This is a genomic window from Proteiniphilum sp., from assembly GCF_034331125.1.
In the GTDB taxonomy this organism is placed as follows: domain Bacteria; phylum Bacteroidota; class Bacteroidia; order Bacteroidales; family Dysgonomonadaceae; genus Proteiniphilum; species Proteiniphilum saccharofermentans.
This window is the reverse complement of sequence record NZ_JAXQGC010000032.1, coordinates 4,334-31,182: the sequence shown is the minus strand read 5'-3', so window position 1 is coordinate 31,182 and position 26,849 is coordinate 4,334. Positions and strand designations below refer to the sequence as shown.

Genomic DNA, 26,849 nt, shown 5'->3' with positions numbered 1-26,849 from the left:
TCTGTTAGATGCAGTGTTCCCATTCAGGCAAAAGGCCTCACGCATTAATATTTTACAGACTGAATGGTTACAGGTCCGAAAAGGCCAGATGGTTGTAACCTACTTTGTGCATTATATGGATTCACAAAACACCATGTCTCCCTCTGCGCTTCAGGGATATTTTGGTCCCCGATCAGGCGATTCATCCAGTTATTGACCAATTCGATTTCCAATTCGTTTTTTCCAGGCCTTACTAAATCAGAGATATCGAGTTTGTAGGGGTATGTCCAAACTCCACCCACATAGGTGTCATTAACTTTCACTTTTGCCATTGCGGTCAGATTACCCAGATTGATTTCGATTATTTCATTCTCTTTTACTTCCGGAGCAGAGAAATGGATTGTATAATATGCCGTCCCCGAGTAATACTTAATTGACTCATCCGATGAGGTGCTCCAATCCTGAAGCGTCTCAAAAATCACCGGTTCGGCCGGACCTCTTAATAAGGAATCAAAGGTGACACTCCATGGGCCTTTCAATTCCTCGATGATTTCAGGTGCAGGGTAATTATCCAAAATATCGGTTAGGCTACTTTTTCCAGCCTTATTTCTAAATACGACAAAAATACTTTCATAAGGCGCCAGTTTGATGGATACGGAAGTGGTACGCTCTTTTATTTCAAAAGCAGGAAGAACGCGGATTGATCCCGAAGTTGCTTCCCATAGTTCAGGTTGTTTTCCCGTTACCCTGAATTCAGGATGAATAACCTTCTCCTCACCAGTCTGGTTAGAGATAAAATAAATATCAATATCTTCCATTGATCTGTGCCCGTAATGAATGGAATTGTCTTCGGGCAATATACAATCGGGTGGGAGTTGGAGCATTCCAAAAACCTCCTCCAGCGTAAGACCGTCCATAATCCTACCCTTGCCATATTGTCTATGTGTAACTTTGACTCCATCAATTTCACCCCATAGTTCTGCGGACATCTCGCGAACCTGTGCATCGGCTTCAGGTTGGTTCCGGAGGCTTGGCGAACGGTTGGGTGCCGGACCGAGTACCACGGCTCCGTCATGGACCAGTTTTTTGATCTTTTTGAGCACTTCCGGACGCATAGTCTCTAATTTCGGTAGTACAAGTAGCCTGTATTGCGTGCCGTGTGGTAATGTAAGCATTCCATCTTTTACCTGCATGTCTCTCAGAATCACTTCTGCATTCATGTAGTCGAACTGGTAACCTATCGGGAGAGGAGGATCTGTGATCCCTGTCATTTTGGGTGCATCTTCCCCGATGAAGTAGGCTACATCAGCGACATTGAGCCCCTGTTGTAACATGAAGTTGGTTCTTTTCAGATATTGCGTGAATAGATCCAGTTGGGAGAACCATGTATTCTTCCGGTCGAATTCGTTGCCAAACCATGCATTCACACCGGGACTTTTGTCATCGTAAGGCTGCATGATATATACATGGAGTAAGGTATTGTTGATTCCTTCCGCAAAAAAACGGTCGGTACGTTGTTTCATCAGAGCAGGGTGCCGTGAATAGGCGGGCCCACCTGATGTATTGGATTCTGCTGAAATTTTATTTTTCCCATATATATGCCCGGCTGAAGTGGCAGCACGATTTTCAATATCTCCCAGTTCTCCCTGGCTCCAGAATTCACCACCGATTTCGTCAGACTGCCCACCGTACATCAGGAACTCACCCGGGAATCCCCAATGTCCGTAATTTTCCAACCAGGTGGTCAACCCGTGTTGATGGCTTACATCCCTGAGTCCACCCACATAGTCGTAGGCGACTTTATCGGCTACCATCCTTCTCATATCCCATAAAAAACGATCCGATTCCAATTGGCTGTTCACCACAAATCCTTTGTAGGTCGGTAAATAGGGAACAGGGTCGTAACCATATCTTTCTTTGAATTCTGTCAGAAAATCATCGGTGAAGTTTTGTCCACCCGTTTCATAGCTGTCCTGTACCACCACTTTGAAGGCTTTTCGGTCCGCTTCGGGTATTCTTCTTATTATTTCTCCAATGAACCGGTCGAAATGTCCCGCAATCCACTTCCTGCTCATCTTATCGACTTCCAATCCCGTTGCTTCCGGAGAAGCGGGACTATTGGTCACTTGCGTGGGTGTCATCCCCATACGCAAGATGGTCCATTCCCCTTCGGGGACATCCCAACTCAATACCCCCTCGGTTGATAAATGGGAAGTAATATCAAGGATATCGTCTTCCTGGATGACCAGGCCTTTATCGTCCGCTTCCGGTTGAGAAGGCCATAAATAGGCGTCCCAGTAGGGGAGTGGAGTAGGATGCATTTTAGCTAGTGTTTTCTCGCTGTATCTTTCTATACGGGGGATACTACTTAATTTAACTTCTGCCAATCCCGCCTGAGGAGAGGTGCTTGCCAATGTTAACCGGAATTCCGTTGCGGTTGTTGCCGGAAAGGAAATAACTGCCGGGGCAAAAGGTTCAAAGCCTACATTCAGGGAAGGATTCGACCGGTTAATGTTGAATTCGGAAATAGTTCGGAATTCTCCGTCCTGTTGTTTTGCCTGTAAGACCGCATTTGCCAGCAATGGTGTTTCCGTTGTCCGGATGGTTAAACTTCTTGCCGTAAAAGGATGTTCAGTCTTAAATGTGATATGGAACTCATTTCCATTCGGGAATCGGATCCCTGTTTTGGTGTCTTCATCTGTAATATTTGAAAGGCCCGGTACGGAGGGAGTCGATTGTATAAGGGCGTTCCGGTGGGTTAGATCGTTATTCCCATTTTTTATGGAGGGAAAGGCGATTACTTTTACGTCCTGGAATAATTCTGCCGGTTGTTTCAACTGCTGTACAATTTTCTGAGGACCTTGCAGGATTGTTTCGGAAGATGCAAGGTACCTCATGGACTCTTCCGGTTTGATCCACGGCCCGCCGGACTGGCTCCATCCGGGAGAATTAAAGATGCCTATTTCAATGCCTAGCTCTGTAGCAGTTTTTAATGCCAAATGTAGAATTTCCCACCATTCATCGCTGAGCATTTTCACTTCACCATAAGGGAGGCCGTCTATGCCGATATTCCCGATAAATGCACGGTTAATGCCAGCCTGTTTCATAGCGTATAAATCTTTTACAGCCCCTTCTTTGGAGATGTTATCCGATATCCAGTACCAATAAACACTTGTTTGGATGGAATCGGGAGGAGAGATAAATCCGCTCTCCAATGTATCCGATAATTGCTTCGACCTCATTTCCGGGTTTTGTGTACATGAAAGTCCGGTAATCAGGATTATTGTTGCTAAGTAATGGATGATTTTCATTGACAATATATTGGTTTATTTTCGTTATAATTTCGACCTGTCTTAATAATCCAAATTTTTCATGTTGATTCCGATTTCCTATCTCCCCGGATTATAATTTACCTGTTTAAGGGGTGAGTTGTTCGGCTTTCATCCAATGGATGCATTGATTAAACCAATCTTCGAAAGACGGGGTATTCCCAAAACCATGTTGTCCTTTCGAATAAATATGCATCTCGGCTGGTATCTTGTTTTTAAGTAATTGGTTATAAAAACGCAGACTGTTTTCTACAGGGACAACGGTGTCATCTCCTGCATGAAAGAGAATGGTTTTTGGAGTGTCGGCCTTCACATGCAGATCGTTTGAAAAGAATTCAACGAAATCATCATTGCAATTTTGCCCCAGTAAACGCTCTTTTGACCCTACGTGGCCTATACTGTCGTTGAAACTGATTACCGGATAAATGAGAATCATAAAGTCAGGTCTGAGACTTGTATTTCGTTTGTTCTCAACGAGTATTGAATCATAATGAACTCCGGCGGAAGAAGCGAGGTGCCCACCGGCCGAAAATCCCATTATACCGATCTTGTCGGGGGCAATATCCCATTGATCCGCATTCTCACGCAGGAGTTGGATGGCACGTTGGGCATCTTTTAACGGTGCAAATGATTTATCCGTTACTATTTCTTCATCCGGTAAACGGTATCTGAGTACAAATGCCGCAATACCCTGTTCGCTGAAAGCCTCTGCGACCCTGAATCCTTCCCGTTGGATATGCAGGTTCTGGTATCCTCCGCCGGGACAAATGATTACCGCAGCTTTGGCCTGGTTGCCATCTGACGGGATAAAAGGAGTTAATGTGGGGTTGGTTACTTTACTCATGATCAGGTTGCCCCTTTGGTCATAAACATGCTCTTCTGCAATGATTTCATCCACTTTATTATACAGTGGAAATTCTTCTGTTTGTTGCAAAGAAGATTGCTGCCCGTTCGCCATAAGGCACAACCCCAAAAATAGAGTGATAAGCAGATCCCGATAGATTGTCATAGTAACATATTGTTTATTGTGTTTTGGGACGAATGATTTCTTACTCAGATATAACCAAAATCTCTGCCAATGATTTTCCAGTCTTGCGATTTAATCTCACAAAAATAACTCTTTTTCTGTTTTAAGGCACTGTAATAATGATATAAAACTAAGATATTTGACATTGTATATCGGTTGTCTACAAAAAAAACGACCCCAAAAAGTTTTTATCTGAGTTTTTGGGGTCGTTTTAAATTTTGTATATTGGTTAATACCTATCCTGTTTTTTATCGATAAAAACTTCTCTTACAGCCTCCAGATAATCAAATCCATGCAGCATATCCGGTAACAGGTAGCTACCTTCCACCCATTCGTTCCACGCATTAATTGTTATCAGTTTTGTTTGTCCAGGGTGTCTGTCGGCATATTCTTTCGCTTTTGAAAGCAGCATGGCAAAACTTCTGGGGGTATTGTGATAATGTACTGTATCCTTTATCCCTTTTTTGGGAAATCTAGGTGTATCATCCCACCCGATTGAGACGCACGGGAAAACGGGAACATCTAATATTTCGTTCATCTGTTCCCGTATTTTGACTGAATTGGCTCCATAGACAAGATAATCTTCTGTCATTCCTCCCATGTTATACATGGCCACACTGTTAAACCCCATGGAATCTACATTTTTTTTAAACTCCCGGGCTTTTTCTTCCGACATAAGCGATCCCCCGCCTTGATTCCATTGGATATGGAGTCCCGGGAACCCGGCCTTTTGTACTTCATCCCTGAAATAATCCAGGGCCTTTCGGGTTTCTTCTATGCTACCGCCGAAACTTTCCTTCAACTTGTCGATGCTAAAAATGGAGAAAACAGGTTCACCATTGATCTTAAAGTAATTGGGTTGCTTAAAATATTGGTTAATAACCCTGTCCACAATAATTTTGTAATTTTCCCAATCAACTTTGGCATCCCATAAAATGGAAGCATCATCTCCATAACGGTGATAATTCCAATAGTTATGTTTTACATCATGGTTGGCCCACATGATGTAGAACTGCATTTTATGATTGTTGTTGGCTTTCAGAAACCCGTCATTCAAAGCGCTTTCCAGATATGGCCCCCCTTCATACCAATACCAGTCATAAACAAATACATTCACACCGTGGTCAACGGCTACGTCTATCCAACGTTCGACCACCTCCGGATCGTTATCCAACTCGTATCCCCACAGTGGTTGACGTGGTTGGTAATGACCTTCATACCTGGGATTTCCTTTTTTTATAACCTCCCATTCACCTATACCTTCAGGCCATAATTTTTCCCTTGCCAATGGATCATCGTGACAGGATGGCCAGATGTATGCCGCTACATAATATTCATTTTTAGTTGCCTCATCTACTACTTGTGATTGAGCTTCGAAGATATTTCCCCAAATAAATCCCAACATTATTAGTAAACCAATCCCAATTTTATTCTTTTTCATGTTATTTTTCTGTAATATAGTCGTTTATGTTATTTTTAAGTACCACTTCCTTAGATAGAATCATAATCTCTGCCAATGATTTTCCGGTCTTGCGATTCAATTTCTCAAAAATAACTATTTTTCTGTTTTAAGGTCCATAATAATGATATAAAACTAAGATATTGATATTGTATATCAGTTTTCTACAAAATAAACAGAGTGATTTTTAATCAATCGCCCTACTATCTAACCTGATTGAATTATTTTATAGAGGCAGACAAGTCATGTTTTATATCCTTTTTGATAAGATGTCAAGTAATGACCGTTATCGGAATATCCAGTATAAAAGCATATTTCTTTAAAATACCCGTCACATGACCAATCCCTATTGAACAATGATGGGAAGACCCGGCCTTACTCCATTTTTTAATAAACTCCTTGGCTGAGATGGGGAATTTATACCTGCTATTCAGATTTCCAATGTTTAGGATAGAACCTGATACGGATTCTCCTTCAGTGGCAAGGAGAGATATGCCATTATTTCCCTCTACTACGGATAACAGGGTTACCGGGCCATGTTTCACTGACATTTGGATAGAGAGACCTTTGCCCGGCTTACCATGGTATATGGGCAAAGGAACCAGGCGAACTTTCCCTTCCGAGATAATAAAATGAGCAGGGCCGTCATGTCCGAGCATTACGATGTCGTCATTGAAGTCCATGGCATAGAATTCAGAAAAACAGCCGCCAATACCCATTAATGCCATGATTTTCATAGCCTGGGCATTTTTAATCTCATATTCTCCTGCTATAGGTATGTTTTTTCCGGTTAACAGCGTATTCCCGGCTATAACAGAGGTAATGATGTTCTCATATTCGTTTCCGTTCATACCTGCATAATAATATGCCATTGAACCCAGCCTGTGCTTTTCAACCAGCTTGTCCAATGCTACGGAGGTTTGTGCTGCCCTTTGGATTTCGGATGAAGGGCAGGAGGTGTCAATTTCAAAGGTTCTTTCAAATTCCCTGATTTTCTGTTCGATCTCCTCATTCTCCACAGATTTTCGGATATCGACCAATTCACACATTTCAAGTACTTCGATGTGTGTGCCGAAAACCATACTTTGCAATGTCAGATCGGAGTATACATCGACCATTCCTCCATAGTAATTGCCAAGCACCCCCATACGGTTTTTTCTCATTCCCGAGGAAATTCTTGCAGCAGTTATCCATTCTGAAATCTCATCCCAGGCTTCATTGTCATCCAGATAGCCTGAAACAATATCGTATCTGATATGGCCACGATTAAAAACAGACGAAAATTCAGGAATGGAGCATGCCTGGCAGTTTGCTAACCATTCACCGGTCATAGCTCCTCTGTCTCCCATACTGTTAAGCTTGTCATATTCTATGGCTGGTAACGGTTGCATATTCAGCAGAATGACTGGTACATTCAGGCGGTTGACAATCGGGATAAGGGTGGAAGATAGGGCGTAGGTGGAAACAAATATAAATAATAGTTCCACGTCTTCTTTCTTCATAAGCAAAGCTGCATCATTGGCTTTGTCTATGTCATCTACCATCCCACAGTCAATAACCTCTATATTTTCATAAGACTGCATCTTATTTCTTATTCTTCCCTGATATCCGGTCAAACGGTCGAGAAGCCCCTCGAATTGCCCCCAATACGTATTCAGTCCGACACCGAACAAACCAATTTTTACTGTTTCCATGATGATGTGTGTTATTTTTGAGATATTTCTTATTTGTGAGAGATGATAATAAAGTCTTCCATTAAGCCATAATCGAGTAAATTGTAGTCATTTCCGGGATCTTGCCTGTGTACACCGTTCCAATGCCATGGACCGGCTATACCTTTGTCGTGGTTATAGTGAGGACCTAACAAATTCTTCAGGCTGCCAATTACCCTTATCTCTATCTTGTTATTGCCTTTCTTCAGATAAGGTGACAAATCGAATTGATATGGTTTGTAGGCTATTATACCGACTTTATCTCCATTCACATACACTTCCGAGAGAGTTCCGTTCCATTCTTGCAACTGAAGAGTATAGTGGACTGAGGTATCTTCTATTGTGTAATTTTTACTATAGGAAATATCCCATGAATAGTAGGGCTGCCCTTGTATTTTCCAGCTTCCCAATTCCAGCTTCTCTGCAGGTTCCCGTATTATCCATCCTGTAGCAGCCGACTGTAATGCGAAATCTCCCAATATATATACCGGGGCGATTTCAGCATATATGCTCATTGGTTCTACACCAAGTTCAACAATATTGACACCGGTCTTCACATATTCTCCTATTTCATATATGCCAAAGCGGGAATCCAACCATCTTTGCTGAGGATCAGATGAGACCGGTTTGTCGTTTATCTTTACTTTCCATATATCAGGTTGTTCTGCCACTAACCTGAGACTGCTTTTATCTATATCCCCGGCCACGATAAAATGATATCTTACCTTTATATCCCCGGTTTTGAAAGTATCTCTCTCTACGATGGTTTGCTTATATTGTATTGCCGCATGCCACGGATTACTCATTCCGAAGTGTTTGAAAAGATGGTGGCTTGCTTCCACCGTATAGAGATTTTTGTCTTCATGGCTGTTTTTTACAGCGTTATCATCTATTATCAGATGGCAAAAATCAATATTGAGTACGTTGTCCTGCATTCTGTTGATTTCTAACGGGCCGGTAGCCTGTAGTTGTTCACCATCACCCATATGATTTTTTTGCGGATACTCACTTCCGTCAGATGTAGCAGAAAACAGGATAAGACTTCCGGCAGGAGGTAAAATAAACTCGGCTTCCACAAATTGCCCCAGTCTTGCATATGGATAACCAAAGATTTCTCCTGACATTCCATCAATTTCTATCAATTTGCTGCCCTCAACAGAAACTTTCCCTTTGGCGGTTTCAGTCAATGATGAGTTGACAAGAAATATGAGCTGGCCATCATCATAACTTCTCCTGTGATGATAAAGGTCGTTACTGGCTATGTCGCTAAAACTGATTTTATCGCTTTGCAAAAATTCTTTGACTACCTGTTCTGTCGCTTCTTCCGTATATAGCTTAATCTTGTCTGAGTTTTTAGTGAAAAAATCTTTCAACTCAGCGCTCTCTTTCCCATCTATTAGAATTGGAGTAGAGAACGAGATTAAGGTTCCGCCGGCATCAATGAATTGTTTTAATAGTCGGAAAGTATTTGAATTCAAATTTTCTGTCATGGGAGGGATCACAACTTTCTTGTATGCTCTCTTTCCTACAACAAATGAATTTTGATTGATTTCCCCATGATCCTTTATTATGTTTTCGGAACCAAGATCATATTCAACCTGTCTCTTTTCCAGTCTTGTGATAAAATTTTGAAAGTTAGAGCCGATCTCCATAAGTTTAGGATCACTCTCTATATAGGAGTAATAAAGCCATACAGTGGTTGTAGGCTCTAAAATAAGAATATCGTTTATTTGTTCTCCCTGACTTAATAACATAGAGAGGCGTGCAAAGTAATCATTTTGCGATTTATAGTTTGACCACCAGGGTGAGAGAGATGTAAATACCGGTGGGTGGTCATATTTACGTGCACCTGTAATTGTCGTATGAGACAAGTGCTGGTTCATGAAATTCACACCTAAAACATATTCCCAATCTCCTAATCTTTTCAGGTCTTCGAATGTTACATCCCAGCCCCCGCCTCCGTAAGTTTCACTTAAAGTGCGTACATATCCCATTTGGTTGGCTACACTGCTTAATTCTTTTACAGATCTTACGTTACCGAATTGAGCCTGAGGATGTGAGTCATTGAACTGATTGAATAGCATGTCAATACCCGGCATCTGATGCCAGGCATACATGGCCATGTTATCTCCTCCATGTGACATATTGGGCCATCCGTGTTCCCAGTAGTGGCCTGTCCAATACAAATTATTCCTTTCACAATATTCGAACCAGGGTTTAGACCAGCGGTCGATAAACATCTGTGTCAATGTTTCCATATAGTTATGGCGGACTTGTTTCCAGTTTCCTTCCGTTTCACTGAACAAAGGCAATAGAAGTTTCAGATCGTAACCCCATTGTTTTTCAAAAACATCAAACAAATCCGGAGTCCAACGTATACCTCCCGGACTGGACAGTTCCGGTTCATCAGTAAAAATTCCTTTGATTTCCGTACCTAATTTTTCTCCAAAATGTTTTTCGTAACCTGACATGGTAACTTCCATAAACTTTTGGGTAACCCCGGGATATAGCAGGTCTACGTATGAATAGCCTCCATGCCAATCAGAACGGCGATGATAAGTTTTACTATAGAGGTAATATTCTCCTTTTACGTTTTTGTAGCGATCCAAGGTTGAAGTAATATCGATAAAAGTACTGCCTTCTTTTTTCAGACAGAGAAAATATTCTTTTGTGTTTTTAGGTAATACTTCCATTTTTTCAGGGCTCAGCCCTTGTCCCTGATTATATGATTCGGGCATTTGGGCTGGCACATGTCCGCCAGCAAATCCACTAGGGTAAGAGTTCTCGTCATAGATCCAGATGTCCAGACCCAGTTTTTTCCCTACCTTCAAGCTATATTTATACAGCTCAAACCATTCATCCGAAAGATAATCGGTAATCAAGCCGGGCCGGGGATGTACAAATGCTCCCCCAAACCCCTGATCCTTGAATTCCTGCAACATCCTGTCTATGTCGTTGCGGGTCACTCTCGTATTCCAAACCCATAAAGGCGCTGAACGAAATGATTTTGAGGGATCTTTCAGCTCCTGCTTTAATTGTTCGAATCTCATCTCCCTTGTTTGAGGAGGTGATGCATAACCTATAATACAATATAGGATGAATAGTGTAATGATAATATTTTTATTCATGGATGCTTACTTCTATTATCGTTAATATTTTACTGAATCTCAAATCGGTAATTTCCAGATTGTAACTTTAGTATATACCGTCCGTTCAATGATTCTACCATATCGATGAGTGGATTATCTTCCAGTGCGCGAAGATTTTCGGTAATGCTTTTTCCTTCCAGATGAAGGAGAGCTGAACTGTTGGCTGGCACGGTCGTCCTGTATTCCACGACTTCTCCTTTTTTTACCCAACTGGAGGTAATTGTTCCGTAAGGTCCCCTGTGACTGGCTTCAAAAGAGTTGAGTCCGGTAACGAAATTTGGCTTAAGGATAATATTTTTAAATCCGGGTTCTTGCTCATCCGGAAAAATTCCACCTAACCCTTTGTAAAACCATGCACTTATTTCGCCAAACATAATGTGGTTCAGTGAATTAATATGTTCTCGTTCAATAGGCCAATTTTCAAAAAAAGTGGTTGCACCATTTACAATCCACCAACCCCAGGATGGGAAACTTTCTTGAGAAGCCACTTCCCATGCCAATTGGGGAAAGCCATTTTCACTAAGGGCATTCAATATCGTTTTAGAGCCTAATAGACCGACATCTATATGTTTATTATCTGCTTCTACACGCTTAACCAGATTTGCAGTGACTTTATCCTTTACTTCGTCAGGAACCAATTCCCAGTATAAAGCCATACTTTGTTCCGTCTGTAATCCGCTACCATATATTCCTGTTTCGTAATCAAGATATTTCCCGTTCACTGCGTCTTTTATTTTGTCGGCTAAAGCACCATACTTTTTGTTATCTTCTTCCTTTCCGAGTAGTTTCGCCGTTTTCGAGAGAATTGTTGCATCTACGTAATAATAGATTGAAGAGGTTAGTTCTTTCGATGCTCTTGATTTTACCGGTATCCAGTCTCCTAAACCCCAGTCAGTCAATCCTGATGGGTAATTCTCCTCAACGTAATCTAAATACCGTTTTATATTGTCGTAGCTTCGTTCCAGTAATCTTATGTCGCCATAAAAAAGATAAATGTTCCACGGAATAATTATCAGGCTACTGGTCCAGTCTAACCCGTTTGCCCAATGATAACCCCAACCACTGGAGGGGATTATACCCGGAAGTACACCATTAGGTTGTTGTTCGTCACGGTGATCTGCCAGCCATTTTTCATATATGGTGATGGCTTCAAAGTTATACAATCCCATTTCAATGGCTATATGTCCATCACCGGTCCATCCGTTTTTTTCGCGATGTGGACAATCTGTAGGGTAGCCAAATAAATTGGAAAGATACGATGCGTTTGCAGCTTCCCACATCTTGTTTATAGTATTGTTTGATGTATGGATCTTTCCCGCGGGTGGAACATCACTATGCATAAAATAAGCTGTCAGATTTTCTTCTGATAGCTGCAACGGGTGGGGAGAGGAAACTTCTACATATTGGAATCCTTTGTAGTTAAAGCGAGCCATAAACTCTTCCTCATAATTTCTACCTCCAAGAATAAAGACGTCGGTCTGGAAAGGGTCAGTGTCATCGGTAGGACGATAATGTTCATCGAGATTTGACATATCGATACGGCCATCATTTCCCAATAGTTCGCCGTGTTTCAGTCGAATAGTAGCCCCTTCGGGTCCCTTTATTTTCAGCTTTGTGACTCCAGATATATTTCTTCCGAAATCAAATAACCAGGTATATTCATCCAGTTTTTTTATCTCAACTGATTGAATTTCTTCCGTATGCCGGATTGGTTGTAGCGTCTGTGCGGTAATATTCCGGGACGGAGCTGCCCGATGGATCACATTCTTCCATTCTTGATCGTTGAAGCCGGGAGTGTTCCATCCATTTTTCTCTAAGCGTGCATCGTAGTGTTCAGCAGTATAAATACTATTAAAAATGATAGCTCCGGATGATGTTTTCCAGTCTGTTCCTGTGACGATTGTTTCTACAGATCCATCATCATAAGTAATATACAAATCCATACAGAAAGTAGGGCGGTTCCGCCATGGAGCACGATCAAAAAACCAGACAGCTGTCGATTGGTGATTATACCATCCATTTCCTAATATTACACCAAGGGCATTATCACCTCTTTGTAAATTGGATGTCACGTCGTATGTAACATATAAATTACGACGGTCGTACCGGGTAAACATCGGATCAAGCTGATGATCCCCTATCCTTTCCCCGTTGATGTATAACTCATAGAAACCTGCTGCAGCAATATATGCCCGTGCTGAAAGGATAGATTTATTCGTATTGAACTCTTTCCTGAAATAAGGAGCCTCTTTCACATGAATACTATTACCATTTAAACCGTGCCCATCGCTGATCCAGGATCCTTTCCAATCTGTCTGATGCATCATACCTGTTTCAAAGAAAGCTATTGGTGACCAGTCGGACCATTGTTCGTTGTAATCCCGGATCCTGACACGCCAGAAATAACGAGTAAAAGATGATAGTCCCGATCCCTGATAGACAGCAGGTATGGTTGAACTATCCACTGTTCCCGATTCCCATATATTACCTCTTCCGGAAACAATATCAGACTCTATTGTTCCTACAATTAATTGATATGCACTTTGGGATACTCCCTGTTTCTCAGATTCCAGTTGCCATGTAAAGCGAGGATAAGGCTCATCAATACCTAAGGGATTTTCAAAATATTCACATCTTAGGTTGTTAAAAGTTACCTGTGCAATCCCGATAGAAACTTGCAGAAAGAAAATAAAAATAAAAGAAAGAGATTTATTCATTTTCAGTAGGATTAGTTGGTTCTCAAAGAATATATTCTACAAAATGCTTTCCACTTATTAAACGAATAGTATCGTTTGAAGCCGGCATAACTTCATTGTTTATATGAATAGCCGTTGTACCTTTTGGAAGAGTGAGTCTTGCGGTTGAACCGACCGGCACTTCTACTTCCATGGTCATCTTTTCGTTATGGAGTTCCCAATTAACCACTATTTTTCCGTACGGTGTCATTTGGGTAGTTTTAGCCCAGTTGACTCCTTCCGGGATTTGCGGATCGACCAGGAATTCGCTGTACGCCTGTTTTCCCGGGATAGTGCGAATACCTCCTATAGCTTGATAAAACCATTGTCCCACGCCGTTATAGCAATTGTGTATCCGGCTCCTTTCCCCGTTCCAATGCTCCCATGTTGCGGTCGCGCCTTGTTCCAGCATATACAAATATCCGGGATAGGTTTTCTTCTTCAGCATGGAGTAGATAAAATCTGGCTGATCGGCGACAGCCGCCCATTCTATCATTACCGGTATCCCGACAAGACCTGTATTCAAATGGCCTCCATATTCCCTGTTTGTGCGTTTTATCAACGTACCTGTCAGTTCTTCCCTTAATTCTTCGGGAGTTGCTCCGGCAAGCATCGGGAAGATCATGTCGATTTGAGAGCCGGTGGCATACAACCCCTGTTCCCCGTCAAAGAAAGTATCGTGTATGATCCTGTTTAACTGATCCCTCTTTTCGGAGTAATATTTTGCATCTTCCGTTTTTCCCAGAATCCCGGCTATATTCTTCATCTGGTCGAAGCAGATGGAGATATAGCAGTTATTAACCAGGTCTACAGATCTCTCATCGATATGATCGGGATTGCCTACCCCTTCGGGGGTGGCCCAGTCTCCCAGGTACCAGTTCCTGTATTCGGTGTTTGGCCATCTTTTCAATAACCCGTCCACGGTGTACCTGTCGACATAGCCGAGCCACTTTTGCATCACGGGATAATATTTCTCGAGTATGCGTTGATCACCGTAGTGTTGGTAGGTGTTCCATGATGCCGAGATAATAAATCCGCACCAGTAGGGGCCTCCTCCAGCGGAGAACGGGTTGGGGGCGGTATGAGGCATGCTTCCGTCTTCACGTATCACATCTTCCCATGCCTGGAGCCAGTTGCTGTATAGCGGAGCGAGATTGAACATGGTTTGCGCCGTCGGGGTGGACGCATTTCCATCTCCCCCGTACCCAAGCCTCTCCAGGTGGGAGCAATCCACCAGGTAACCTCCAAGCCCAACACAACGTAGCGTGTGGGCAACCATGTCGTGGATACGGTTCATGTCGTCATCTGAACACTCGAACGATGAGGCAACCTCAAAATCGGTATGGACAAGATGTCCCTTTATATCGGTTAGCTGAATGGGTTGTTTCAGGTTAGAGATCTTTACATATCGAAACGAGCGGTAATTGAACTTGTTGATGAATGATTCCGTTCCGCTGCCCGAGGCAATATATTTGTCTGTTTGCCTCTGATTCGGTAACTTTCCTTCTCCGGTCAGGTGATCGGCATACTGCATGACAATCTCCTGCGATTTCTCCAGTGGGGGGAAGGTTATGTCGAACCATCCGGTGAGGGAAGTTCCCATATCCACCAGCAAGGTATTGTCGTCGATTCTCTCTATCTTAGCAGCATGTATGGTCTCCCTGATTCGGTTAGGCTCAGCAGTCTGTGGTCTTACCTGATGTTCAGGTATCTCTGTGACCAGGACACTTCCCCAGTCCAGTTCATCGGGTGTTTCAAAAACTCTGTTGCGGATTTCCAGGCTTCCGGTAACTATCTCTCCACCATAACCCCACGTCCAGTCATTGAAATGGGAATATTCACTGTCTCTCCCTTTCCAGGACGCATCTGTAAATAAGACCGTTTCTATCGTATTTTCATGAACATATGCCATCTGTGCCTTTACGACAGGGCCATCCCCTACAACACCCGGAAGGCCTTCGGAGTACCAGCCACTTCCCAGCCAGATAACCAGATCGTTGTTCCCCGCCTTCAGGAAAGGCGTCACATCATATGTCACGATCAGCGAGCGCTTGTCGAACTGGGATACCGCCGGCGAGAGTACATCATCGCTCACCTTTTTTCCGTTCATGTATACTTCGTGGTATCCGAGTGAATTGACATGCAGAAGATATGCACCCTTTTTATCCACTTTTTCGAGGGAAAATGTTTTTCTCAGTTGCGGAGAACTATAGAAACGCTTTTCGGATGGATATCCGATGTAGGAGGCAATCCAGTCCTCCCTGTCGAGTAACCCGATACTTGTCTTGGCCGGTTTACTCCATGATGATTCCTTTCCGTTCTCATCCCAAATGCGTACTTTCCAGAACAATAATTGTCCTGAATGGAGAACCTTTCCTCCATAGTCTATCAGGACACTCGCGGAGGAGTCTATCTTTCTGGAGTTCCACAAATTGGCTTCATTCTCATTCAGCTTTTGGATGTTGTCGGCAACCAGGATCTGGTATGCCGTTTGGCTTGCTCCCTGCCGGTTGGAATTGTTTTTCCAGCTAAACCGGGGATGAAGTGTATTAATCCCCAAAGGATCTTGTAAGCTTTCACACGTAAGGTCGGATATTGAGAATTCATGGGATGTGGAGCATCCCAATATAAAGGTAGTTACTACTAAAGTTACTAATTTAATATACAATCTGGAGGTCATCATGTGTAGAATATATTTGGGTTATTAATTTCTGGTAAAAGGAGATTACTTTATATAATTACAGGTTATAGGATCAAGTTATCTGTTTTTAGATGGCCTTACATTAAATGAATTTTATGGCAGGTAATCATGTTACCTGCCATAAAAATAATAAATTACATTCTAATATCCTGGATTTTGCTCTAATAAATTATTGATATCTATCTCCCGTGTAGGAATTGCATAGATCATTCTAAAATCATCAATAATAAAGCATCCATCGTTATTTGTTGCTCTTACCCAAGGGTGGAGGTCTTTAATCCTTTCCCCGTGTGCTGTCATTACTTCCTTGACCAAGCCGGTCCGTTTGAGATCGCTCCATCGATGATTTTCGTAAGCTAATTCGTGGCGCATTTCATTAGCAACATCTTCCAAGGTAACATTACTTAAGGCGGAGATGCCAGCTCGTGCACGAACCTGATTGATAAAGGGTAATGCTTCCGACCCCTTTCCCTGCCGCACCAGGCATTCCGATAATAATAACAATGCTCCGGCATAACGATAAATCGGGAAATTTTCATTTGCACGCAAACTATATGTATAGGGTGGATTAAAATACTTATTCACCATATAGCGATAGTCTTTCCCCGGAGGTACTACATAATCTTTTGCCTCACGAATTTGTTCAAAATAAAAATTGTCACCTTCCGAATATCCTTCTACAACAACGATAGATGTTGGTAGGCGGGTGTCCCCTGATTCGTATGAGTCCACCATTTCTTTGGTGGGAACAACCCAACCTCCACTGGTACCTGCGTAATTAGACCCGCCGACTCCCATCATATCTATTAAGTTGCTACATTTGGGTGCAAACCTCCATGCAAAAACACTGTATTGATTTGTTGATCCATCTTCTGTATATTGAACATCGAAAATCATTTCTTCATGATTCTTATTTTGAGGATTAAAAACGTCTTCATAGCTGCTCAATAGTTTATAGTTCATTTTTGTTATTTCTATTAAATCTATTTCTGCCGTTGTATAATCAGGACTAGGTTTAGTCATATTCACATAAGCACGTAACATACGAGCTGCACCCATTGTTGCTCTTCCGGTATTATCATTGGGAAATCTGGCCGGAATGGGTAATCCTACATCAATGGCTGAATTTAAATCGCTGAGTATTTGGGTATAACATTCTTCAACGGAAGATCTGGGTAAGAATGCCTCTTCTGATGATGTTACTTCATGTAAATTGAGAGGAACACCCCCAAAGCATTTTACGAGATCAAAATAATAGAAAGCACGTAAAAATAATGCCTCTGCTCTTACTTTTGCTTTTTCAGCGTCGGATAATTCCGAAGCATCTAATCTATCTATAATGGTATTCGCTTTGGCAATATTTTGATAGTTTACAGTCCAACGATCCCTGATGGGGCCTGAATTAGCGGAAACCTCATCATCGATGAATAAGCAAGGCTTTTCATATGCATTATATGGGCCACGATCACCATAATAAATAGTATAAAAAGCATTGTCTGATCTCATTTCGTCCATAAACATTCCATTTACGGCGATATTACGCAAGCCGGTATACGTGGCATTTAAGGCTTGATCAAAATGATCCATTGTCTTGTAAAAAGAGGGAGAAGTAATACTGGTTTCAGGATATAAATCGAGAAAAGCCTCATCACATGAAAATAATACAGATACTCCTACAATTAATAATATAATTATCTTTTTCATACGATTATTTTATTTTTTCCTTGTTGGTGTATGGAACTCGCAATAATCATGTTTCTTGGGTGTAATGATATTCATGCTCGTTTCATAACTGATTATTGTTTAGAATGACACATTAACTCCTACAGTGTATACACGGGAAACTGGATAGGCAGTATGATCCACACCATAGAAATTTAATCCGCCTGTACCACTGCGACTTACCTCGGGATTCATTCCCGGATACTTTGTCAACGTCAATAAATTTTGTCCTGTCAGATAAAGACGGAGAGATCTTATATATGGATTGGTTTTTAAAGGAATTGTGTATCCTAATGTAATGTTTTTTACCATAAGATAGGAACCGTCAAAAACCCAGCGTGAGTTGGTATACCGGAATAATTCCGTAGTCCCGGTGAGAGTACGAGGTATTTTCCCCTTTCCCGGATTATCTTCGGAGCGCCAACGCTCTGCAACTTCTTTGCGTACATTAAATACGGCATCGATATTTTCTGTCCATTCATAGGTCGCATCAATTATGTCATTACCGACAGAACCGGCAATAACAATGCTGGCGTCAAAATTATTCCAATTAAATGAATTGGTAATTCCGTACAAAAAATCTGGATTGGGATTACCTATATAGTCTTTATCATCAGTATTTATAACGCCATCTCCATTTATATCTTTCATACGAACCGTACCTACAGTTGAGGTAGCATGTTTTGGTTGCGAATCATATTCTTGCTGTGTCATATAGACTCCATCATATACATAACCGTAGAACATACCCAGGGGCATTCCCACTGCAGTTCTGTTATAGTCCACTTGATTATTGTATCCTCCAATAGGGGTATCATTGGTGCCTAATTTTACAGCTTTATTCCGGTCGAAGCTAATATTGAAGTCTGTAGACCATTTGAATTTCCCGACCATATTTCTTGTCTGTAATGTAAATTCATGTCCCCAAAAATGAAATTCCCCGATATTTGATTGAATATTGCCAAACCCGGATGAGTAAGGTATATCTATCTGATATAAAAGTCCATCGGTTATCTTATTATAATAATCGTACATGAAAAATATACGGTCTTTGTATACACTGAGATCTACACCTAAGTTCCAGGATCTTGTAGTTTCCCATGTTAAATTATTATTCCCGATATTTCCTAATTGGCGCCCTGGTACAATGGCTCCTCCTAATACATAATTTACATTATTGACAGAGGCAATGGAGGTATAATTCCCGATGTTATTATTTCCGACTTTACCCCAACTGGCACGAAGCTTGAGGAAGTTAAGATTTTGAATATTCTTCATGAAGTTTTCTTCACTTGCGACCCACCCGACAGATAACGAAGGGAAGTTAGCCCAGCGTGCATTGTAGCCGAAGCGCGAAGAACCATCACGACGGAAAGATAATGACAAAATATAACGATTTCTATATTCATAATTTAATCGAGACAACCAGGATATCATGCTCCATGCAGACTTGCTACCGGTCCCGACTTTTGTCTGTGCTGCATTGAAAAAACCTATTTCATCACTGGGATACTGGGAGGCGTTAATAGTGGATGATATGTCTTGGGATTTTTGCGCAGTGTATCCAAGTAGTAAATCCACGTCATGATTTTCGAAAAATGTTTTTTGATAAGTTAACATGTTCTCGATAAGCCAGTTCTCATAATTATATGTGTGATAAGATCCATATGCAGGATTGGGTGGAGCTGAGAACATTCCCCCGCTTACATGAGATGGTACCCATTTCTCTTGTCTGGAATTACCCACATCTACATTGGCGTTGAGACGATATTTCAATCCATCTATTATTTCAACTTGACCATAAGCGTTTACTGTTCCGCGAATATGCTTTGTCGGGTTCATTCGATCACGCAATACCAGATAATAATTTGCATTGGCAAACATTCCCGGAGCAGAATAGGAGATAGGATATGTACCATCATCGTTTTTATATTTTAAAGCAGGATCCATGAGAAAAGCAGATCCTATAATTTGACGGTCTATTCCTATATTGTCCTGTATTTGCCGGTCAATATAAGCTCCTGACAGGTTTACACCAAATAAAACTCGTTCAGATGCTTTGAATTCATTATTAGAACGAACAGAGAACCGTTTTGCATAAGAGTTTATGATTGTACCTTCTGTATTGTTATAATTTAAATTCAAGGCTGAACGCACCACATTAGTCCCTGTTTGTAATCCTAAATTATAGTTTTGTGAATTTGCTGTACGTAGTAATACTTTATACCAATCTGTACCTTGCGTCACAGATGAAGGATTGGCGTATTGTTCAGGAACAGGTGTTGTAGAACCTTCATATCTCTGTGCATCCTCATAGTATTCTTTTTTAAATTGGGCAAACTCCTGTGCGTTCATTACGTCTGGCATACCCCTGCTGGAAACATTTTCAACTCCATAAGTAGCATTAAAGGAAATATCTGTTTTTCCAACTCTTCCTTGTTTGGTAGTAACGAGGATAACGCCATTGGCAGCACGTGAACCATATAGGGTAGTTGAGGCTGCATCTTTTAAGATTGAGATAGATTCAATTTCATCAGGCGATAGCGTTTCCAATCCCGAGCTTGTAGGAAATCCATCAATTACAACTAAAGGGCTATTTCCCGCATTGATGGAAGCTTGTCCGCGAATACGAATAGAAAGATTTCCATTCGGTTCTCCGGAGTTGTTTAAAATATGAACCCCTGCAAACTTACCTTGCATTTTTTGTGTAATATTTGCCACAGGCATATCAACTAACTCATCTGTGTTGATTCTGCTCATAGCTCCGGTTACCGAACGTGCTTTTTGCGTTCCATAAGCAATTACCACTACTTCATCTAATATTTCAGTATCTTCTGTTAAAGTAATATGTATGGATGTTCTTCCTGCCACATCAATTAATTGTGTTTGCATACCCACATACGACACTTCCAAAGTCGCGTTAGGAGGTACATTTGGAAGTGAAAAGTTACCGTCAATATCGGTTGTCGTACCAGTAGTTGTACCTTGGATTTGTACCGTTACACCAATCAATACTTCTCCCAAACCGTCTGTAACCGTGCCATTTACTGTTACATTCTGGGCAAGCACACATACGGAAAATAACCACGATAGTGTGATCAATATTCCTTTCGTCAGATTTAAAATTTTCCTTTTCATTTCATTTTTTCATTTGTTTAGATTAATAATTCGAATCTGTATGAAATTTTAGAATTGTTTAATGTTTTTGGGATATTATCTTATAATTACTTTCATACTGGAATGCTTTCCATTATTAGAGTTTTTATCTGATAATCAGAGGAATGAATTAGAACTGTCTTCATAGGATGACATACGGATTTTCTCCTATTCGCATTGGCAAGTAGGAGGGGATTATTATTGATATCGATAATGTTAATTTTAGTTAACGGGGGGGGGGGGGGGGAAAAATTTTATCTGTAACTATCTTTATAATAGTTGGATATAGATTATTTTTCCGGAGAATGATACAATTTACTGGTGCCATTTCACTTTTTAATATATTGCAAATATAAAGGATGTGTATTGTTTATAACTGTAAAAAATGGTATTAAGACTGTATAGAATGATTTTTTATGTTAAAATGGGAATGCAGGATATTGTACTTATCTTGTACCTGTATCACTGAGTGAGCATTTTGACGCATTCATATATGGATATTCTTATATGGTATTAGATTTGAGCCTAAATAACAACTTTCCATTTGCTAAATGGATTCATTGTTTCAGATTACCGAATGGTCCTTATCTCTTTCGGTGCATCAATATCGCTTACTACTTTTCCATCGGCTTGCTTTACATGTTTTACCGTTACGACGCCATATGGAGTAGGGAATGATCCTTCTGCAAAAGAGAGATCTCCCAGGTTCGGACGTATACGGATCACTTTGGATCCCGGTTCGATCACCTGGATCCCCAATACGTGTGCCGTTAACCAGGCGGTTGGTCCGGATGCCCATCCGTGACAGAGACTGGCCCTGAGGCCGATATAGCAGTGATCGCCCCCGTCGGCATGAATATCGAACTTCGATGGGTCAGGAAGTTGATCGATCGGTAAGGCATTCAATCGTTCTTCATAATTGAAATTTTCCCAGAAGGTGGTGGCGCCCAAATCGAGCATTGCTCCCCAATAATCGGTGATAATATTCATTGCTTCCCTGTATTTACCGTCTTTCGCCAATGCTTCCAGCATGTAATAGCCATAGAAGGTTGCGAAATCAGTGGCCCCGTTTCTGAGTATAACCGGAGAAGCCTGATTGGGAGCCAACATCCCTGCCAATGTGAGTAATGAGGCTGCCTGTTTATTCCCATGATCGGATGGAAGGTGTTTATGTAGTGATTCAGATGCTTTTATACATACATTATTGAGTTCCCTGTCATTTAACCATCCGGCAATATCCTTTCCTGCTTCCAAAGCCATCATCGTTAAAGACTGGAGTCCGGCATGGATCACGTTGGAATCTCTGGCCGTAGGCCAATCAAGAAAACGCCCTCCATCGAGATTTTCCCTGCCGTCCGGCCCTATTTTTGAAATGATCTGACGGATCAAAGACGACAGATAGTCCTGCTGTTCTTTCAGATAATCCAAATCCCCATGATACAGGTAAAGATCGCGATGTGCAATTACCCACCACAATGAATAGGAGGAGATCCCGTTCATCCATCCGGGTAGGGGAGTAGTATCCCTTCCGAAATTGAGACTTTTTTTCACCACTTCGTGATCTCCGAACACGGTGTTTATAGTCATGATTTCCGGATGGATGTCTCCCAGCCATACCAACCGGTCTCTTTTTATTCCGTCCCATAGGTATTCCTGCATATTCAGATGAACGGTATAGGCTCCCGTTTCCCATATTTCGTTCAGTCGTTCGTTATTGCATTTGAATGAACCCAGATAAGGGATATTCCTGTACCGGAAGATCGCTCTTACCGATCGTAGCGGCAGTTCAACACCTTTATCCAACAGATCTATTCGTACAAACCGGAATCCGGAATTCCCCACCTCTACGGTTCCCAGCCAGGGAAGTTCCAGTGTGTAATCTCTTAAAGAATGATCATTGGTGGCTGAACCCATGCCCGGAACACTGTTGTCAATACAATCGCTCATGGCTTCCGAAACCGACTCTCCCAAACGGATACGTACTCGCACCGGCTTTTTCTCGCCTCTTATCGCGGCTGCAATTTCTATTCCGCCGTACAGTTCTTTTCCGAAATCCAGCAGAATCGAAGCCTGTGCTTCATCGTCCGACCGAAGGAGACACATGCCTTCTCCACTGGTAGAGAGCTGTCCGTCGAATTGTGTCAGGAGCACTTCCGAATTCTTCACCTGATTATTTTTATTGTCCGATTGCCAGACTATTTTTACAGGGGTAAGATATGCTCTTGTAATTTCATCCTCGACCAGTTGTCCCTGAAAGGTTCTTTCTGCCAAGTATTTTTGAGCCGGAACGTTTTCCGCTAAAAGAAAGAAAAAAATTATAAGGAATAAGTAAGATTTCATATTATTTTGGAGTAAAGACTTTGTAATTGAAAATTGAAAATTGAAAATGGAGAATTGGTAATTAGTAATTAGTAATTGCCGATTGGCAATCATTCGTCTGCAACGTCATAAGGGATGGGGTGCTTACCGTTCAACTGTGAAGTCCCATCTCCCTGAACCAATATTCTCAATGACTGAAAAGTTTCCGTTCCTTCTATATTTTACCGGTTGACCATTGATGCGTAAAGTCTGCCTTCCGGAATAGAAAGGAAGGTGTATTTCCGCAGTAGTGTTGGCCGGAATATCGACTTCAAGCCGGAACGATTGACCCGGATCATTGATAAAGCTTGCCGTTATATCACCCCGGATGGTCGGATGTTTGATCTCAGCTGATTTCAGCGAATCAGGCTGCGGCTTGATCCGTATCTTTCGGAAACCCGGTTCCAATGGTTCTATTCCCATCAGTTTCCGTGGGATCAGATTGGCAGGTGCAGCACCCCAGGCATGGTTCCAGTCCTGATTGGGTTTATATTTGTTGTCCCACGCTTCGAGTGTGATTGTAGAACCGACACGAATCATATTATACCAGCTCCTTTCATCGGTAGAAGTCAGCAGCTGTAGTCCGTATCCGGCATCGTGGGCATCATAAATGGCATCAAGCAGGAATTGTGAACCGTATACACTACAAGCCATTCCACGGGAACGGATAAACTCCAACACACTGTTAATCCGGTTTTCAGGGACCAATCCGAAAGCGAGCGGAAACATATTGGCATGGAGGGATGCATGGTCTGTACCAATGCCATCAATATAAACACCTCTTTTTTTATCGAAAAGGTGCTTATTGAAAGATTGTTTCAATTTGGCAGCACGTTCGTTATAGAATTTCTGATCATCTGTCTTTCCTAACGTTTCTGCAATTTGCGCCATCAATACCAGGGTTCTGTAATGGAAAGCATTGACTACCGTGTTGATATCGGTGAAGACAAATCCGTCGGTCTCACCGCTTTCCTCCTTTTCCAATCCGAGAATACCGGTATGCGGCCAATCGACAATATCCCGTATCTGCCCGTTGAAATGGATAGATTGAAGTACTTCCGGTGTTACCTTGCCTGTACGGGTACTGATAAAACCTCTTTCATCGGAGAGCGCTATCAGGGTTTTTGCCTGAAGGTCTTCATAAAAGTGTGCCAACGAGAGTTTATTACCGGTGTACATATAGTCTTCCCATGCTATGAGAACGGATTGCAGATGCCACTCGGTTGGCCAGGTCGGTTTCCGTATCAGGTATTCATGCGTGTAGCGTGCCATGCTGTAATCACGGGCTACGCCGTAGTGCGATAGTTGGTTAATCAGTGCATCTGCTTCGTAAGGAATTCTTTCCCGGTCCCCGTCAATATAAATACCAAGGAAGGATGTTGCCTTTATTGAATATTTACTGATATCCCAAACCTGGTTGAGTATTGTGTCGGCACTGTGGAAGTGAGAGTCGAAATCGTTGAACGGATAAAAAGCCGTCTCCCGTATCAGGTCTTTTTCCTCTAGCGGATGTTTATAATTTTCTATTTCGCAGTAGCGGAATGGGGTCACTTCTCCGATATATTCCGGCATCAGTACAGCCTGTGGCCCGGTATTTCTTTTATCGGGACGAATGGCGACCACATAGGTTTTCCAGCCTTTATCAAGTCTTATTTTGTATTGGGAGTAACGAATGGAAGCTTCCGGAGATCGGTTAACCTCTCCGTTTTTTTCTGTTTCTCCCAAATGGATGGTTACACTATCGGTCCCGGTGTCGGAATATAGATTCACCCTTACTCTGCCGAAAGATGCTTTACCGAAGTCGGCAAAATAACGCATCTCATCGATCCGGTTTATTTTTACCGGATATTCGTCTTGTTTCTGAATCGGATACCGGTCTGTTGCGTAATCGGTTAGATTTTGAGCTGTTTTAAAAGCCGAAATTCCGGAAAACCCTGATTCTTCTCCACGATGATCCCATGTTTTTACTTTCCAGAAATAGACTTTTCCCGGTTCAAGTTGTTTGCCGTTATACAGAATATTGACAGAACAATTCCCTTCCACTTTTCCGGAATCCCACAGATCAGCAGAATCTTTCAACAGAAAATCCCTCTCTGATGCGACTAATAACCGATAGGCTGTTTGCAGGGTGTTTTTTTCCCGGGAAGGTACTACCCATCCGAAAAATGGTTTGCGGGTACTTATTTCAGTAAACTGGAAATTCTCTCTTTGAGAAACCACTTTATCTATCGGTGTTGTTACAGGATAGCCGTTTATATATACCTGCTCGGTCTGTGATAACAGATTCACTGTTAATTCGTATGGAACGGGTGGCTCCTGTGCGTTGGCAGTAATCGACAAGAATAAATACAGGATCGTGGGTAATATTATTTTTCTGATATGCATGAATGACTGAAATTAGTTGTTGTTTTGTTTTATACGTCCTGAATTTCTGTATTCCATAGGGGTAACTCCGACTCTTTTTTTAAAAAAGGATAAAAAATATTCATAGGAACTGAAATTCAATTCGTAAGAAATCTCCTTTATAGAGTAATTGGTCTCAGCCAATAACTCCTTGGCCTTTCTTAATTTTAATTCTTGAAAATACTGCGCAGGGGCGTAACCGGTGTACTCCTTAAATGCTTTCCTGAATAAAGAGTAACTGATCCCCAGGTTGGTAGCAATCCCTTTGATATCGATATTTTTATGGATGTTTTCAATCATGATAACTTTTGCCCGTTCAATTTTCTGAGCGGATTCTTTAGATTCGAAGTTCCTGTTTTGTGCCAGCGATAAAATCGTACCCAGGATATTAAATGCAATTCCTGCCAGATTCTGCTGTGCAGCCGTTTTATCCTCTTTAGCCACTTTAATAGCTGTAGAAAACAGGTTTACGAGATCTTCGTTCACCCCTACATTGAGAACCTGATTCTCCGGAGATATGAAACCGTTTGCTACAATATCATCGATGATCTTCCCTTCAAAACCGATATAATATTCGTTCCATCCGGTCTCTTTGAGCGGACAATAGGTGTGCCATTGGCCGGGGAAAAGGAATATAACCTGGCCTTTGGTAATGTTTGTCTTTTTCGTCGAATCGGAAGAAAAGGATCCTTTCCCTTTACTGATATAGACGATTTGATATTCCGATAAAATACGTCCGTTATTTGGGGTGAAGTAATAACTTTTGGGATGCTCTGTGGACGGATACACCGTATTAGGTGCTATGGGCTGAAAACCAACGGTGTTGACCGTTAGCCCGAATTTTTTATCTTTTTCGTTTACTAACAGGTATTTAAAATCGATTCCTAAGTCGTTAAATCTCATGTTTTGTCTGTTTAGATTTGCATTTTTTAGATCGTAAATTTACATAAATAAACCGAATTCTATTGCTTCCTGTTGAGACTTTCAATAGAAGTCAGCGATTTTCGCTTTGCTTCAATTGCTTCCTGTTAAAACTTTCAATGGAAGTCAGCGATTTTCGCTTCGCTTCAATTGCTTCCTGTTAAAACTTTCAATGGAAGTCAGCGATTTTCGCTTCGC

General features: G+C 41.7%; 12 protein-coding genes. All 12 read right to left on the bottom strand.

What is annotated here, in order from left to right; translation table 11 throughout:
- Window positions 1-44: 44 nt before the first annotated feature.
- Window positions 45-3,290, bottom strand: a complete 3,246-nt coding sequence (locus U2P89_RS06325; RefSeq protein WP_322190957.1) for a glycosyl hydrolase — start codon at window positions 3,288-3,290, stop codon at window positions 45-47.
- 106 nt (window positions 3,291-3,396) lie between these two features.
- The gene (locus U2P89_RS06320) at window positions 3,397-4,317 is read right to left on the bottom strand and encodes an alpha/beta hydrolase (RefSeq protein WP_322190956.1); all 921 of its coding nucleotides are present in this window, start codon (window positions 4,315-4,317) and stop codon (window positions 3,397-3,399) included.
- Between the two features lie 247 nt (window positions 4,318-4,564).
- A complete protein-coding gene (locus U2P89_RS06315) occupies window positions 4,565-5,776 on the bottom strand; it encodes a glycoside hydrolase family 99-like domain-containing protein (RefSeq protein WP_322190955.1) in 1,212 nt (403 codons plus the stop codon).
- A 290-nt stretch (window positions 5,777-6,066) separates the two neighbouring features.
- Entirely contained in the window at window positions 6,067-7,488 is a 1,422-nt protein-coding gene (locus U2P89_RS06310; RefSeq protein ID WP_322190954.1) for an L-fucose/L-arabinose isomerase family protein, read from the bottom strand.
- A gap of 29 nt (window positions 7,489-7,517) precedes the next feature.
- A complete protein-coding gene (locus U2P89_RS06305; protein WP_322190953.1) occupies window positions 7,518-10,556 on the bottom strand; it encodes a glycosyl hydrolase in 3,039 nt (1,012 codons plus the stop codon).
- A gap of 107 nt (window positions 10,557-10,663) precedes the next feature.
- Window positions 10,664-13,372: an alpha-L-rhamnosidase gene (locus U2P89_RS06300; protein WP_322190952.1), complete on the bottom strand. Its 2,709-nt coding sequence runs from the start codon at window positions 13,370-13,372 to the stop codon at window positions 10,664-10,666.
- A gap of 22 nt (window positions 13,373-13,394) precedes the next feature.
- Window positions 13,395-16,073 (bottom strand): alpha-L-rhamnosidase, encoded by a 2,679-nt coding sequence (locus U2P89_RS06295; RefSeq protein ID WP_322190951.1) that lies wholly within the window; start codon window positions 16,071-16,073, stop codon window positions 13,395-13,397.
- Between the two features lie 159 nt (window positions 16,074-16,232).
- On the bottom strand, window positions 16,233-17,795 hold the full coding sequence (locus tag U2P89_RS06290; protein ID WP_322190950.1) for a RagB/SusD family nutrient uptake outer membrane protein: 1,563 nt from the start codon (window positions 17,793-17,795) through the stop codon (window positions 16,233-16,235).
- Window positions 17,796-17,894: 99 nt separating this feature from the next.
- The gene (locus tag U2P89_RS06285; RefSeq protein ID WP_322190949.1) at window positions 17,895-20,951 is read right to left on the bottom strand and encodes a TonB-dependent receptor; all 3,057 of its coding nucleotides are present in this window, start codon (window positions 20,949-20,951) and stop codon (window positions 17,895-17,897) included.
- Window positions 20,952-21,539: 588 nt separating this feature from the next.
- A complete protein-coding gene (locus U2P89_RS06280) occupies window positions 21,540-23,309 on the bottom strand; it encodes an alpha-L-rhamnosidase C-terminal domain-containing protein (RefSeq protein ID WP_416188620.1) in 1,770 nt (589 codons plus the stop codon).
- 123 nt (window positions 23,310-23,432) lie between these two features.
- Entirely contained in the window at window positions 23,433-25,712 is a 2,280-nt protein-coding gene (locus tag U2P89_RS06275) for an alpha-L-rhamnosidase C-terminal domain-containing protein (RefSeq protein WP_322190947.1), read from the bottom strand.
- A 12-nt stretch (window positions 25,713-25,724) separates the two neighbouring features.
- The gene (locus U2P89_RS06270; protein ID WP_092026219.1) at window positions 25,725-26,633 is read right to left on the bottom strand and encodes an AraC family transcriptional regulator; all 909 of its coding nucleotides are present in this window, start codon (window positions 26,631-26,633) and stop codon (window positions 25,725-25,727) included.
- Window positions 26,634-26,849: the final 216 nt, after the last annotated feature.